The organism is Arenimonas sp., assembly GCF_019459675.1.
Classification (GTDB): domain Bacteria; phylum Pseudomonadota; class Gammaproteobacteria; order Xanthomonadales; family Xanthomonadaceae; genus Arenimonas.
In genome coordinates, this window is record NZ_JAIBFH010000379.1 from 1 (window position 1) to 14,469 (window position 14,469).

Annotated in this window: 12 protein-coding genes and 1 pseudogene; 4 read left to right on the plus strand and 9 right to left on the minus strand. The window is 69.1% G+C overall.

Annotation, left to right across the window (positions count from 1 at the left end; translation table 11 throughout):
* Positions 1–49: 49 nt before the first annotated feature.
* From trpD to pdsR, 7 genes are all read right to left on the minus strand, one after another.
* Complete coding sequence (gene trpD / locus K0M70_RS12585; RefSeq protein ID WP_290782456.1) at positions 50–1,084, minus strand: anthranilate phosphoribosyltransferase; 1,035 nt, start codon at positions 1,082–1,084, stop codon at positions 50–52.
* Positions 1,085–1,112: 28 nt separating this feature from the next.
* Positions 1,113–1,700, minus strand: a complete 588-nt coding sequence (locus tag K0M70_RS12590) for an aminodeoxychorismate/anthranilate synthase component II (RefSeq protein ID WP_290782457.1) — start codon at positions 1,698–1,700, stop codon at positions 1,113–1,115.
* Between the two features lie 116 nt (positions 1,701–1,816).
* Complete coding sequence (locus tag K0M70_RS12595; RefSeq protein ID WP_290782458.1) at positions 1,817–3,607, minus strand: AbgT family transporter; 1,791 nt, start codon at positions 3,605–3,607, stop codon at positions 1,817–1,819.
* Positions 3,608–3,621: 14 nt separating this feature from the next.
* Complete coding sequence (locus K0M70_RS12600) at positions 3,622–5,412, minus strand: TerC/Alx family metal homeostasis membrane protein (RefSeq protein ID WP_290782460.1); 1,791 nt, start codon at positions 5,410–5,412, stop codon at positions 3,622–3,624.
* A gap of 228 nt (positions 5,413–5,640) precedes the next feature.
* A complete protein-coding gene (gene trpE / locus K0M70_RS12605) occupies positions 5,641–7,131 on the minus strand; it encodes an anthranilate synthase component I (protein WP_290782462.1) in 1,491 nt (496 codons plus the stop codon).
* 139 nt (positions 7,132–7,270) lie between these two features.
* The gene (locus tag K0M70_RS12610) at positions 7,271–9,280 is read right to left on the minus strand and encodes an ATP-binding protein (RefSeq protein ID WP_290782463.1); all 2,010 of its coding nucleotides are present in this window, start codon (positions 9,278–9,280) and stop codon (positions 7,271–7,273) included.
* Positions 9,281–9,289: 9 nt separating this feature from the next.
* Positions 9,290–9,979 carry a proteobacterial dedicated sortase system response regulator gene (gene pdsR / locus K0M70_RS12615; RefSeq protein WP_290782464.1) on the minus strand — a complete coding sequence of 230 codons (690 nt, stop codon included), beginning with the start codon at positions 9,977–9,979 and terminating at the stop codon, positions 9,290–9,292.
* 142 nt (positions 9,980–10,121) lie between these two features.
* Here pdsR and K0M70_RS12620 point away from each other — a divergent pair, with 142 nt between their 5' ends.
* The 4 genes from K0M70_RS12620 to K0M70_RS12635 all read left to right on the plus strand — a co-directional run bounded on the left by K0M70_RS12620 (position 10,122) and on the right by K0M70_RS12635 (position 13,798).
* Complete coding sequence (locus K0M70_RS12620; protein ID WP_290782466.1) at positions 10,122–12,158, plus strand: marine proteobacterial sortase target protein; 2,037 nt, start codon at positions 10,122–10,124, stop codon at positions 12,156–12,158.
* Between the two features lie 97 nt (positions 12,159–12,255).
* Positions 12,256–12,441 carry a hypothetical protein gene (locus K0M70_RS12625; protein WP_290782468.1) on the plus strand — a complete coding sequence of 62 codons (186 nt, stop codon included), beginning with the start codon at positions 12,256–12,258 and terminating at the stop codon, positions 12,439–12,441.
* 98 nt (positions 12,442–12,539) lie between these two features.
* Entirely contained in the window at positions 12,540–13,076 is a 537-nt protein-coding gene (locus K0M70_RS12630; RefSeq protein ID WP_290782474.1) for a class GN sortase, read from the plus strand.
* Positions 13,070–13,798 carry a biosynthetic peptidoglycan transglycosylase gene (locus K0M70_RS12635; protein ID WP_290782470.1) on the plus strand — a complete coding sequence of 243 codons (729 nt, stop codon included), beginning with the start codon at positions 13,070–13,072 and terminating at the stop codon, positions 13,796–13,798. Before K0M70_RS12630 ends, K0M70_RS12635 begins: the two co-directional genes overlap by 7 nt.
* On the opposite strand, the gene rraA is transcribed toward K0M70_RS12635, so the two are convergent.
* Together rraA and K0M70_RS12645 are read right to left on the minus strand one after the other, a co-directional pair.
* Complete coding sequence (gene rraA, locus K0M70_RS12640) at positions 13,741–14,229, minus strand: ribonuclease E activity regulator RraA (protein ID WP_290782472.1); 489 nt, start codon at positions 14,227–14,229, stop codon at positions 13,741–13,743. The genes K0M70_RS12635 and rraA overlap by 58 nt on opposite strands.
* A gap of 27 nt (positions 14,230–14,256) precedes the next feature.
* Positions 14,257–14,469: pseudogene (locus K0M70_RS12645) on the minus strand (ribulose-phosphate 3-epimerase); the annotation flags it as partial.

Genomic DNA, 14,469 nt, shown 5'->3' on the forward strand with positions numbered 1-14,469 from the left:
CCCAGGGCGGCGCTGGCTGGGGGGCGACGGGGGGGGGGGCATTGTCGGGCTACTGGCCCGCCCGCCGCGGGGTGGCGGCGACGAACTGGTCGAGCTTGGCGCGGGCCTTGCCCGACGCCATCACGGCGCGGGCCTGGTCGATGCCGTCGGCGATCGACACCGCCTGCCCCGCCGTGTAAAGCGCGGCGCCGGTGTTGAGCGCGACGATTTCCTTGGGCAGGCCGTCCTTGCCGTCGATGGCCTCCATCAGCAGCACCATCGACTCCTCGGAGTTGGCCACGCGCAGGTTGCGGCTGGCAGCCATCGAAATGCCGAAGTCCTCGGGGTGGATCTCATACTCGATGATCTCTTCGCCGCGCAGTTCGCCGACCATGGTCGCGCCGCCCAGCGATATCTCGTCCATGCCGTCGCGGCCCCAGACCACCATGGCGCGCTTGGCGCCCAGCTGGCGCAGCACGCGCACCTGGATGCCCACCAGGTCGGGATGGAACACGCCCATCAGGATGTTGGGTGCGCCGGCCGGGTTGGTCAGCGGGCCCAGGATGTTGAACATGGTGCGCACGCCCAGCTCCTTGCGCACCGCCGCCACGTTCTTCATGGCCGGGTGGTGCACGGGCGCGAACATGAAGCCCATGCCGGTTTCGGCGATGCAGGCCGACACCTGGTCGGGCTGCAGCTCGATCACGGCGCCCAGCGCCTCCAGCACGTCGGCGCTGCCGGACTTGGACGACACGCTGCGGTTGCCGTGCTTGGCCACCTTGGCGCCCGCCGCCGCCGCCACGAACATGCTGGCGGTGGAGATGTTGAACGTATGCGAGGCGTCGCCGCCGGTGCCCACGATGTCGACGAAATGATGGGCATTGGGCACGGTGACCTTGGCGGCGAATTCGCGCATCACCTGCGCCGCGCCGGCGATTTCGCCAACGGTTTCCTTGCGCACGCGCAGGCCGGACAGGATGGCGGCGGTGAGCACGGGCGAGACTTCGCCGCGCATCACCTGGCGCATCAGGTCCACCATCTCGTCGTGGAAGATCTCGCGGTGGTCGATGATGCGCTGGAGCGCGTCCTGGGGCGTAATCGGCATTGCGTGGCCCTGCGTTGTGGTCGGGCCGTCAGGCCCGGTGTCCCTGGAGGAAGTTCTTCAGCATGGCGTGGCCGTGCTGCGTGAGGATGGATTCGGGGTGGAACTGCACGCCCTCCACCGGCAGCGTCTTGTGGCGCAGCCCCATGATCTCGTCCATCGAGCCGTCTTCGTTCTCGGTCCAGGCCGTGATCTCGAGGCAGTCGGGCAAGGTTTCCTTGCGCACCACCAGCGAATGGTAGCGCGTGGCCTCGAACGGATCGGGCAAGCCGGCGAACACGCCCACGCCCGTGTGGCGGATGGGCGAGGTCTTGCCGTGCATGATGGTGCGCGCCCGCACCACTTCGCCGCCGAAGGCCTGGCCCAGGCTTTGGTGGCCCAGGCAGACGCCCAGGATGGGCACCATGCCCGACAGCTTCTCCAGCACCTCGAGCGACACACCGGCTTCGTTGGGCGTGCAGGGGCCCGGCGAGATGACGATGTGGTCGGGCTTGAGGGCGGCGATCTGCGCGACGGTCAGCGCGTCGTTGCGCACGACCTTCACGTCTTCACCCAGCTCGCCGAAATACTGCACGAGGTTGTAGGTGAAGCTGTCGTAGTTGTCGATCATCAGGAGCATGTGGGGGTGTATCCGTCCGGAAGGGTCGCGGCCGGCAGGCGCGGATGCCAAGGATAACGGACGCGCCCCCTGCCTGGGCGCCGGTGCGCACCGTCAACCCAGGCAGGACCGCCGGTTCAGGTCCCGGGCAGGTAGTAAAGCGGAGCGTCCGGCCCCAGCGGCAGGCCGACCGCCATCCACAGCACCAGCATCAGCGTCCACGCCACGCCCAGCACGATCGAGTAAGGCACCATCAGCGCGATCAGCGTGCCCAGGCCGGCCTTGGGCCGGTACTTCTGGAAAACCACCAGGATGATCAGCAGGTAGGAATTGAGCGGGGTGACGATGTTGACGACCGAATCACCAATGCGGTACGCCGCCGTCGTCAGCTCGGGGCTCATGCCCACGATCATGAACATCGGGATGAAGATGGGCGCCAGCACGCCGAACTTGCTGAGCATGCCGCTCATCGCGAAGTCGCCGAACACCACCACCATCACGAAGGCCACCACCAGCAGCGGAATCGGCAGGTCGGCCTGGAACAGCAGGCTTCCGCCCGCGTAGGCCAGCATCCGGTCCAGGCCGCTGTAGCCCATGTAGGCGACGAACTGGGCGAGGAAGAACAGCATCACCAGCACCGGGACGATGCCGCGGATGCCGTGGTTGAGGGCGTCGGCCAGGTCGTTCTGGTTGCGAAGAACCCCGTTCATGGCGCCAAAAACCAGGCCCGGCAGCAGGAACAGCAGGGCGATCAGCGGCACGATGACGTGCGACCAGCGCGGGCCCGGGGACTCGAGCAGCCGCGGCGCGCCGTCGGCCACCACGGTGAAGGGCTCCGTGGCCAGAACCGTGCTGCCCTCTTCCACTTCGCTACCCGCCGGCAGCAGTTGCACCGCCGTGGTGGTGGCCACGCGCCCACTGGGCAGGCTGGGCTTGCCGTCGCCGTGCAGGGGCATGCCGGGCACCAGCACCAACGTCGCCACCAGGGCCAGGCCGGCCAGCAGGCTGGCCAGCGAGCCCATCAGCGCGCGACGCTCGCGCGGGGCGAGCGCCATGGTCCGGGCAGTGTCGTCGCCCGCCGCGGCCTTGTCTTCGGGATTGTGCCGGTTGAGGCGGGGTTCGACGATGCGATCGGTGACGAACCAGCCGGCCAGCATCACCGTGAACGCCGAGCCCACCTTGAAGTAATAGTTGTGCAGGATGGAAACCGTGTAGCCCGGGTCCATGACGCGCGAGGCGTCCTGCGCGAACCCGGTGAGCACGCTGTCGCCGCCGGTGGGGAAGAAGCCGGCGCCAAAGCCGCCGGCCACGCCACAGAACGCTGCCGCCATGCCGGCCACGGGATGCCGGCCCACCGCCAGGTAAAGCGCGGCCGCCAGCGGCGGCAGGATGATGTAGCCGGCGTCGGACGCCACCGACGATGTCGCGCCCAGCAGCACCACCGCCGGCGTCAGCAGCCGCCGCGGCGTCAGCAGCGCCAGCCAGCGCATCAGCGCGGAGAAGAAGCCGAACTTCTCTGCAAGCCCGATGCCCAGCATGGCAACGAAGATGAGCGGCAGCGCCGGCATCTGGGCAAAATTGCGCAGCGCCGAGGACAGCATCCAATAGACGCCGTCCACGGTCAGCAGCGAACGCGGCTGAACCGGATCGCCCTGGGCCACCAGGTCCAGCTGCGGCACGCCCCGGGCATCGAGCACCGGCGCCTGCTGCATCTGCCCGTCCGGCTGCAGCTGCATCTCGGTCCGCAGCACCGGCTTCACCGGCTGCACGCTCCACTCCATCGCCGCGCCCAGGGCCGAGACCAGCGCCACCAGCAGGGCCAACAGCGCAAACAGCAGGGCCGGCTCGGGCAGCTTGTTGCCAACCCACTCGATCCAGTCGAGTGGGCCGCGGCGAATCACGGGGCTGGCTTCAGGCCCGGTCGGCATGCCGGCGCGCGCCATCAGACCGGCCTGGACACTAGCCCGGAGCTCACCGTGAGATGCGCGTCGTCCACCGACCTGACCCCGGGCACGCCCTCGACCAGGGCGACCAGGGCCGCGTGCTGATCCTCCGAGCTCAGCGTGCCACGCAGCGACACCGCACCCTCGTTCACTTCGAATCCAACCTGCTGCGGGCTGAGCCAGCCCGAGCGGCTGATCCGCGTGCCGATGGCGTCGACGATCTCCGCATCGGTACTCACGGACGACGTCAGCTCCGAACCGAGGCGACCGAGCGTTCGCACGATATCGCTGCGCGAGAGGATGCCCACGAGCTTGCCGTCGCCGACGACGGGCAGCGTCTTCACGCCGAGCGCGAACAGCAGCTGTGCGGCATCGGCCAGGGGCATGTCCTCGGTGACGGTCTTGAGGTCCTTGGACATCACGGTCTCGACCCGGCGCCCGTAGGCCTTCGCGAAGGCGCGTGCCAGCGTCTTGTCGTCGGAGAACAGGGTGCGCCACAACTCGGTGGTCGGAGCGGTGCCCAGCTCCTCGCGACGCAGGAGGTCGCCGTCCGTGACCAGGCCGCGCAGGCGGTGGTCGGCATCCATCACCACCAGCGCACTGGTGCGGGTGGCCGTCATCAGCGTCGCCGCCTCGCCGATGCTGGCGTCGGCCGGCACCGAGACGAACTCCCGGGTCATCGCCTGGCCCACGCTCATCGCGCCCGCCGTTTCGGGGACGCTGCCGCCGCCCGACGCCATCGGCGAGGGATCGGTGCCGGCGGAGCCGCGCGTCTTCCACAGCGAGTACAGCACGCCGCCGAACAGCAGCGACGCCGTAATGCCGAGGCTGAGTTCCGCAGGCATCTTGCCATCCCAGAGGATGTCGCCCAGGAAGATCTTGGCGCCGATGAAGATCAGCACGATCGCGAGCGCGTACTTGAGGTAATGGAAGCGGTGCACCATCGCCGCCAGCGCGAAGTAGAGGGCGCGCAGGCCCAGGATCGCGAAGATGTTCGAGGTGTAGACGATGAACGGGTCGGGGGTGATCGCGAAGATGGCCGGCACCGAATCGATGGCGAAGACGACGTCGGCGATCTCCACCAGCACCAGGCACAGGAACAGCGGCGTTGCGAACCACGCCATCCTGCCGGTGTTGCCTACGGGCAGCTTGACCCAGAACTTTTCACCGTGCACTTCGTTGGTGACGTTCATCCTGCGCTTCATCAGCAGCAGCACCGGGTTGTTGGCGATGTCCGGCTTCTGGTCCATCATCACGATCATCTTCACGCCGGTCGCGACCAGGATGACGGCGAAGAAGTACATGATCCAAGCGAACTCCATCACCAGCGCCGCACCCAGGCCGATCATGATGGCGCGCAGCACGATGACGCCGAGGATTCCCCAGAAGAGCACGCGGTGCTGGTAGATCCGGGGGACCGCGAAGTACGCGAAGATCATCGAGATGATGAACACGTTGTCCATCGCCAGCGTCTTCTCGACCAGGTAGCCGGTCAGGTAAAGCTTGACGGCCTCCCAGGCTTTCGCTTCCGGCGTGGGCAGTCCCGCGATCTGGGGATCGATGGCGTTGTCGCCGCCGTACATGTAGTAGATCCACCAGACGGCGACGGCCCAGAACAGGCCCAGGCCGATGTAGAGCGACGACATCCAGAGGCTTTCCTTGACCTCGATCTCGTGTGTTTCCTTGTGCAGGACACCTAGATCGAAAGCGAGGATGGCAAGGACGGTGGCAAGGAAGGACAGCCACACCCACACGGGCATGCCTAGCCAAAGGCTGGTGATGATTTCCACGGGGAACTCTCCTGGGCAATCGAAGGTTCAATGCCCGGCGCCGCCGACTTGGCATGGAGAGTTCAGACAGCGGGCCGTTGCATCGTTTTTCGACTACGACATCGCCATGCTTTGCACATGACCAGAGGGGCCCGCAGTCACGAGAAAGGTGACTTGGCCGAGGTGAAAATTAAGTGAAAACGCTCGCTCCCGCGGGTCGACCCGGTCGGCCGGAGGGGGAAGCCCTGCCTACAAGCCGCCGGCCGCCTGCGCCACGGCCCGGAACAGCGCACGACCCTTGTTGAGCGTTTCTTCCCACTCTTTTTCGGGGTCGGAGTCGTGCACGATGCCGGCGCCGGCCTGCACGTGCAGGCGACCGTCCTGGATCACGGCGGTGCGGATGGCGATGGCGGTGTCGGCGTCGCCCCACCAGTTGAGGTAGCCGACCGCGCCGGAGTAGATGTTGCGCTTGACCGGCTCGAGCTCGCGGATCACTTCCAGCGCGCGGATCTTCGGCGCGCCGCTGACGGTGCCGGCCGGGAAGGTCGCCTTGATCACGTCGGCGAAACCCACGCCCGGCTGCAGCGTGCCGCGCACTTCGCTGACGATGTGCATCACGTGCGAGTACTTTTCGATGATGAAGCGGTCGGGCACCTTCACGCTGCCCGGCCGGGCGACGCGGCCGACGTCATTGCGGCCCAGGTCGATCAGCATCAGGTGCTCGGCGCATTCCTTGGGATCGGCCAGCAGCTCGGCTTCCAGCGCGGCGTCGGCTTCGGGCGTCTCGCCGCGCGGACGGGTGCCGGCGATCGGTCGCACGGTGATCTCGCCACCCTTCAGGCGCACCAGGATTTCCGGCGAACTGCCCACCACCTGGGTGCCGCCCAGGTCGAGGAAGTACATGTAGGGCGAGGGATTGAGCGCGCGCAGCGCGCGGTATACGTCCACCGGCCGGGCGCGGAACGGCACGCTCATGCGCTGGCTCAGCACCACCTGGAAGATGTCGCCGGCGCGGATGTATTCCTTGGATTTTTCCACGGCGGCCAGGAAGCCTTCCTTGGTGAAGCCGGACACGAAGTCCTGTTCGCTCAGCAGGGACGGGTCAAGCACGTCGGGATAGCTGCGTCCGGAGTGGCGCAGGCGGTACACCAGCTCGTCCAGGCGGCGCAGGGCCTTCGCGTAGGCCTGGGGCTCGGACGGGTCGGCGTGCACGATCAGGTACAGGCGTCCCTTGAGGTTGTCGAAAACGGCCACTTCCTCGCTCAGCATCAGCAGCGCGTCGGGCGTGCCGAGCTGGTCGGGCTTGGTGCTGCCGTCGGGCATGGGGCCGGCCAGCCGCGGCTCGATCCAGCCGATGGTTTCGAAGCCGAAGTAGCCGACCAGGCCGCCGGTGAAGGCCGGCAGGTCGGGCATCTGCGGCACCCGGAAGCTGGCGCGCAGGCGGTCGACCTCGGCCAGCGGGTCGGCCAGTTCGCGGCTCTCGGTCAGCTCGCCGTGCTCGCGCACTTCCAGCGTATGGCCGCGGAAGGTGTAGGTGCGGCGCGCGGGCAGCCCGATGATCGAATACCGGCCCCAGGTTTCGCCGCCCTCCACCGATTCGAACAGGTAGGTATGCGGACCATCGGCCAGCTTGAGGTACACCGAGAGGGGCGTATCGAGGTCCGAAAGGACTTCGCGCACCACCGGGATGCGGTTGTGGCCTTCACCCGCGAGGCGCTTGAACTCTTCGGCAGTAATCACGGCGATGACCCGTCAGGACAGGCGCCGAGTATAACTTCCAGCGCGCGGGGCACGGAAAATGTACCAGGTACATTTTCGTGGGAGCTTAGTCGGGCACCGGACGCTGCGTTAAAATGTACCTGTTAAATTTTCCGTGTCTTCACGGCATGGGGTGGAGGTGGAGGGTGAACTCGACGCCATCGCCATCGGGAAGATTGCGGACCTGGGCGCGGCCGCGGTGGAGTTCGGCAACCAGCTTGACCACGTACAGGCCGAAGCCCAGGTGCGTGGCGCCCTCGAGGCGCTGGGGTTTCCCGCGCAGGCTCACCAGCGAGTCGAACAGCCGCGCCCGCATGGCCTCGGGCACCGGCGGGCCCAGGTTGGCCACCGCAATGCGCGCGCCGTCGCCCTCCGGCGCAAGCGACAGCCGGACCCAGCCTTCGGGCGGGCAAAAGCCGCGTGCGTTGTCGAACAGCTTGTCCAGCGCCTGTGCCACCAGGTCGGGCGAGCCGCGCAGCCGCAGCGGCGACGCGGGCAGGTCCACCCGCAGCTCGCGCGGCAGCAGCAGGCCGCGGTGGCCTTCGGCGTAGTCGGCCACCAGGGCGCGCAGGTCGAAGGTTTCGGCTTCGGCCGATTCGATGGCGTGCTCGATGCGGGTCACCTCGCTCATCGTCCGCACCAGCGTGCCCATGCGCTCGACGCCGTCGCGGGCGCGGGCCAGGTAGGGCTGCGTGTCGGCGGGCAGCGCGGCGGCGTCCAGGTTGTCGAGCGAGGTGCGCACGATGGCCAGCGGCGTGTTGAGCTCGTGCGAGAGCTTGCCTGACAGCGAGCGCAGGTAGTCGGTGTACGCGGCCACCTGGTCGAGCAGGCTGGCGAAGCTGCGGCTCAGATCGCCCACTTCGTCACGCGCGCGCGTGGTCGGGAAAGGCGTGACCCGGCCCTCGCGGTCCAGCGCGCGCTCGGCGGCGTCGCGCAGGCGGCGGATACGCGCACCCAGGTGCGACGCGAACAGGAACATCACGCCGCCCGAGGCGAGGAAGGCGACCAGGCTCACGCCCAGCAGGCCCGAGAACGCGCGATCGGTGAGCAGCAGCACCTCCGAGTTCGAGCGCTCCAGCAGCAGCGCCGCGCGCACCTCACCGTCCACTTTCACGGGCACGGCGGCCGACAGCAGCAGCCGGGCGCCGGAAGGGTCGCGGCGCCACGCGGTGCCGGACCCGCCGGCGATCGCCGCCGCCACTTCGGCGCGCACCACCCGCCCGGCATCGGGCGCCTCATCGGCGGCCGGCAGCGTGTCGCGGAACAGCAGCGCACGGTAAAGGCCGCGGCGCCAGGGCAGCAGGTCTTCCTCGCTGGCGTCGGCGCGGATGCGGCCGGCACGGGCGATCACCCAGGCCTCGCGGTCGGCCAGCAGTACACGCATGCCCGGCGGTGCCAGCGTCAGCAGTGCCGGCTCCAGCGCGCCGGCATAGCCGTGCAGCGGCCAGGCTTTCAGCGCGTCGTCGCCCGCCAGGCTGCCGGCCACGCGGCGCTGGCCGGCGGCGTCCAGGTCGCGCGCCTCCAGCCCCAGTCCGCGCACGTCGAAGGCTTGCGGCAGCGCCAGTTCAATGGTGTAGCCCTGGTCGTGTTCAAGCCAGAAGCCCTCGACGCGGATCGGCGGCGGCAGGCCGTCTTCGCCCGCGACCAGCAGCTCGCCGCTTTGGCTGTTGGCCAGCCTCAGCACGAGCTCGCCGCCGGGGCCCAGCAGCCGCAGCCGCACGCGGTCGAACTCCAGGTCGCCCGGCCAGTGCGCTTCACCCCGCTGGCGGCTGGTGTCGTCCACCTGCACCAGCAGGTGCACGCGTTCGTTGGCGCGGCCGACGCTGGCGCGCAGCCACGGCGCGCCGCCTCCCACCGACGCGGGCTCGGCGCCCGATGCGCGCCAGTCGCCGTCTTCGCCGTCCAGCCGCGGCGCGAACGCCAGCCGGTGCACGAACCAACCGGGCCCCGAGGCCGGCAGGTTCGCCGGCCGCACGGCGATGCCGCGCGCCAGCGCCTCGGCCGAGGCCAGCAGCGCCTGCTCCTGCCCCTGCCGCAGCAGCACTTCGAGCTGCTGCACGAACTGCCAGCCGGCCCAGGGCAGGGCCAGGATGGACAGAGAAAGCAGCAGCAGTTTCCCGCGCAGGGTCATGGGTTCGACTCAGGCACGCCAGCGGTAGCCGGCGCCGTGCACGGTGTCCACTTCGTCGAACGCCGCATCCAGCCCCTGGAACTTCCGGCGGATGCGCTTGATGTGCGAAGTGATGGTGGCGTCGTCCACCACCACCTGCGCCTCGCGCATCAGCTGTTCGCGCGTCTTGACGTGGCCCGGGTAGCGCACCAGCGCGTGCACCATCCAGAACTCGGTGACGGTGAGCGCCACTTCGGCGCCGTTCCAGCTCACGCGCATGCGCTCAAGCTCCAGCGTGAGACCGCGCAGCCGGAACACCGAATCGCGCGCCTGCGGCGCCGCCAGCGAGTCCAGCCGCCGGAACAGCGCGTGGATGCGCGCGGTGAGCTGGGGCAGGCTGGTGTCCTTGCTCAGGTAGTCGTCGGCGCCGAGCCGCAGTCCTGAAATCACATCGAAGTCCGAATCGCGCGCCGTCAGGAAAAGAATGGGCAGCGTGGCCGAGCGCGCGCGCAGGTCGCGGCACAGATCGAAGCCGCCCTCGGGCTCATCGCCCAGCCCCACGTCGATGATCACCAGGTCGGGCAGCTTCAGCGCGAACGCCGCCTGCGCCTGCGCGCGACTGGCGAGCGGCTGCACGCCGTAGCCGTGGCGGCGCAGCGCCTCGGTGGTGTTGGCGAGGATGGCGGGTTCGTCTTCGACGATGGCAACGATGCGTGACATGGCGGCCAGCCTAGGCCAGCACGGCGGGGCGCGGCAACGGGCTGCCCGCAAATCGCCACAACTGGTCAGCCCCCTGCCCCGAACCGGCCCGGGTGCGGGCTCCGCGTGGGCCTGGAATGGCTCCACCACCCAGGAGATCGACATGCACGTGCGCGAGACCCGCAAGCCCCGCCTCTACCGCAGCCCCCGCGTACCGCCGCGGCCGCTGCTGTGGTTCCACCTGATGATGACCCTGGTCGTGGCGCTGGCCTTCGCCTGCGTGCCGGCCCTGGCCGACGAGCGCGACGGGGCCGAGGACCCCGAGCCCGAAGGCCTGATGCTGCGCGAAGGCGACCGCTGGGTCGCCACCCTGGCCATGGACACCACGGTGGACATGCAGGTGCGCGGCCTGCTGGCCGAAGTGAGCGTGCGCCAGACCTACCGCAACGACAGCAGCCAGTGGCGCGAAGGCCGCTACCTTCTGCCGCTGCCCGAGGACGCCGCCGTCGGCGCGCTCACGCTGCGCATCGGCAAGAGGCTGATCGAAGGCGAGATCCGCGAAAAGGAAAAGGCCAAGGCGATCTACGCGGCCGCCGCGGCCAACGGCCAGCGCGCCAGCCTGGTCGAGCAGAACCGCCCGAACCTGTTCCAGACCGCCGTGGCCAACATCGGCCCGGGCGAGGAAATCGAGATCGAAGTGCGCTACTGGCAGCCCGTGGCTTATCGCGACGGCACGTTTTCGCTGAACCTGCCGCTGACGCTGACACCGCGCTACACGCCGGCGGCCAGCAGCGCGCAGGCCCTGCGTGAAGGACACAGCGCTGCACAAGCCCTGCCCGCCGTGGACAGCGCGGTCATCGCCGGCAGCGCCCTGCCACCGTCGGTGGTGCTGACCGCCGAGATCGAGCCCGGCCTGCCGCTGGCCACGCTCACCAGCCCGACCCACCGCGTCACCGTGATGGCCGAAGGCTCGACCTACCGGGTGACGCTGTCGAACTTCGCCGAAGCCACCGACCGCGACTTCGTGCTGCAGTGGCAGCCCGTGCCCAGCAAGGCGCCGCGCAGCGCGGTGTTCACCGACCGTATCGGCGGCGAGAACTTCGCCCTGGTGATGCTGGTGCCGCCGACCCTGGCAGCGGTGCCGCTGCCGCGCGAACTCATCCTGGTGATCGACAACTCCGGCTCGATGTCCGGCACGTCCATGGAACAGGCCATCGAGGCCGCCGACCGCGCGCTGGCCCGACTGCGCCCCGGGGATCGCTTCAACGTGGTGCGCTTCGATGACACGTTCGACCTGCTGTACCCCGAAGCCGTGCCGGCGCAGCCGGGCAACGTAGCGCGGGCCCGCAGCTTCGTGCGCTCGCTCACCGCCGATGGCGGCACCGAAATGCTGCCCGCCCTGCGCGCCGCGCTGGCCGGTGCAGCCCCGGCCGGCTACCTGCGCCAGGTGGTGCTGGCCACCGATGCGGCCGTGGGTAATGAAGACGAACTGCTCGCCCTGATCGAAGCCGAGCGCGGCGAAGCGCGCCTGTTCCCGGTGGGCATCGGCAGCGCGCCCAACGGCCACTTCCTGCGCAAAGCGGCCGAAACCGGCCGCGGCACCCAGACCGTGATCCGCAACGTCGAAGAAGTGACCGAAGCCATGGACCGCCTGCTGGCCAAGCTCGACCGCCCGGCCATGCGCGACATCCAGCTGGACTGGCCGGGTGTGGCCGAGATGTACCCGGCGCGCGTGCCCGACCTGTACGAAGGCGAGGCGCTTCAGGTGGTGGCGCGTCTGGACCAGCTGCAGGACGCCGTGACCGTTCGCGGCCTGCGCCCGCAGCCCTGGGTGCGCCGCGTGCCGCTGGGCGGCATGAACACCACGCCGTCGCCGGGCATCGGCCGGCTGTGGGCCCGCGCACGCATCAACGCGCTGGAAGACGACCTGCGCCGCGGCGGCGACAGCGACAGCCTGAAGCCGATGATCGTGGACGTGGCCCTGCGCCACGGCCTGGTCAGCGCCTACACCAGCCTGGTGGCCGTGGATCGCACGCCGGTGCGGCCGAAGGACCAGGGCCTGGGCAGCACGCAAATGATGAACAGCGTTCCCGACGGTTCGCTCGAGTTCGCACAGGGCAGCACCGGCTGGCTGCGCGAACTGCTGCTGGCCCTGGTGCTGGCGCTGTCGGCCTTCTTCCTGCTGCGCGCGAGGGGCTGAGCCATGGTCGCCCGCCTGGTCGCCTTCCTGCTGTGCCTGCTGATGCTCATCCTCCTGCGCGAACCCGCGCAGGCCTGACCCCACCGAGGAATCCGCCATGGTCCTGATCGTTGAACGCCGCGACACCGCACCCCAGCCCCACTCGCTCGACCCTGGCCCGCGCTCGGTGGAGCGCGCGCTGCGGCACATGCACTGGCACTTCCTGCCGGCCGACGCCAGCCCGCTGATGCAGCGCCGGCCCTCGCCCCTGCTTTCCCCCCGGACGGCGCAGGAGGCGCCGTGACTTCACGCGCCACCGCATCAGGGACGGACCCTCGGGGCAAGGAAGCCCCACCCGCCCCGGCGCGCCGCTGGCTTGGCCGCGCCCTGTTGGCGGCGGCGATGATGATCTCCGCCAACGCCGCCTGGCTTCCCGCCAAGGCGGCATTGGCGCAACAGCTGCTGCATTCGTCGTGGAAGTCGGCGCAGGCCGACGGCGGCGCGCACCGGCCCTGGCCCTGGGCCGACACGCATGCGGTGGCCCGGCTGGTGCAGACGCGGCTGGGCGTGTCGCAGGTGGTGCTGGCCGGCGACAGCGGCCGGCCGCTCGCCTTCGGCCCGGGCTGGGCCGAAGCCAGCGCCGCGCCCGGCAGCGCGTCTGGCACCACGATCATCAGCGGCCATCGCGACACGCATTTTTCCTGGCTGCGCGAGCTGCGCCGCGGAGACGCGCTCACGCTGGAAACACCGCAGGGCCCCCGCGAATTCACCGTGACCGCGATGCAGGTGGTGGATTCGCGCATCCACCGCATCGCCACCGGCGACGGCGGCGCTTCGCTGGTGCTGGTGACGTGCTGGCCGTTCGACGCGACCGCGCCGCGGGGGCCGATGCGCTATGTGGTGACCCTGGCGAGGGTGCAGGAGAGAGTCACGTGGTAAGAAAATATCTGAAAGCCGCATTCATCGGAATGTGCCTGTTGCTGCCCGTCTACCTGCTGATTGCTTTTCTCTGGGCCAACTCAGTCGCTGACGAGCTGCTGATGGCAACGCCGTCCCGTGGCCAGGCGACCCAAATTCATCCTCGACATGTCAGGGCACTGGTGATGGTGGAAGATCCCGCTTTCTACGAGCACGCCGGGCTGGACATTTCAAAGGGGCAAGGGGTGACCTCGATCACCTCGGTGCTGGCAAGAGACCTATTCCTTGGCAAGCACCAGGTGGATGGGACCAAGGGCGCCATGCAGTCGTTCTACCGCGGCGTATTCAACTGCTGCCGGAAAATAGACTTCGGCCGTGACGTCATGGCCCTGGTCCTGGACGCACGCGTTACGAAACAGCAGCAGCTGGACATGTACGTGGGCAGCACCTACTTCGGATCATTGGACGGAAAAGCCGTCGTCGGCTTCGAGGCTGCGGCGAACGGCTACTACGGAAAGGATCTTTCCCGGCTCACCGACAGGGAGTTCTACGGCCTCATGGCGATGCCCATCGCACCCAACCGTTACCACCCCTTAAGGAATCCGGAGCTGCACGCCGAACGCGCGAAGCGGATAGAAGCACTGGTCAACGGGAAGTGCGAGGCCAGCGGCTGGCTGGACCTGACCTATGAGGAGTGCGCCACCGATTCCGCGAAGACCACCACGCCATCCTCGTCGGCATAAAGCCACTCGCCAGGCGCGATGGAAACGCCGCCAAACTGCAGCGGCGCGTCGCGCAGGCCCTGCCCCAGCTTGTCGGTCTTGCGCGGGCAGGTGCCCAGCGCTTTCACGCCCAGGTCCAGCTGGCCGATGGCGTCGGTGTCGCGGATGACGCCGTGCACCACCACCCCGGCCCAGCCGTTTTTCGCCGCCATCGCGGCCAGGTTGTCGCCCAGCATCGAACGGCGCGTGGAGCCGCCGCCGTCGATCACCAGCACGCGGCCCTCGCCGGGCTCGGCCACGGCCTCGCGCACGCGCGAGTTGTCTTCCAGCGCGCGGATGGTGCTCACCGGGCCGTGGAAGGCGATGCGGCCGCCATAGTCGCGCAGCGCCAGGTCAAGCACGCGCACGCCGGCTTCATGCGCGTCGCACAGGTCGGCGGTCTTCAGGCTCATCGGCAGGCTCCGGGGCGGGCGTTCGGGTCAGGCGCGCGCAGCGGCGACTTCGGCGCGCATCTGCGCGATCACCGTGGCGTAGTCGGGCGCATTGAAGATGGCCGAGCCGGCCACGAAGGTGTCGGCGCCCGCGGCGGCGATGGCGCGGATGTTGTCGGCCTTCACTCCGCCGTCCACTTCCAGGCGGATGTCCTTGCCCAGCTTGTCGATGCGGTCGCGCACGCGCTTGAGCTTGTCCAG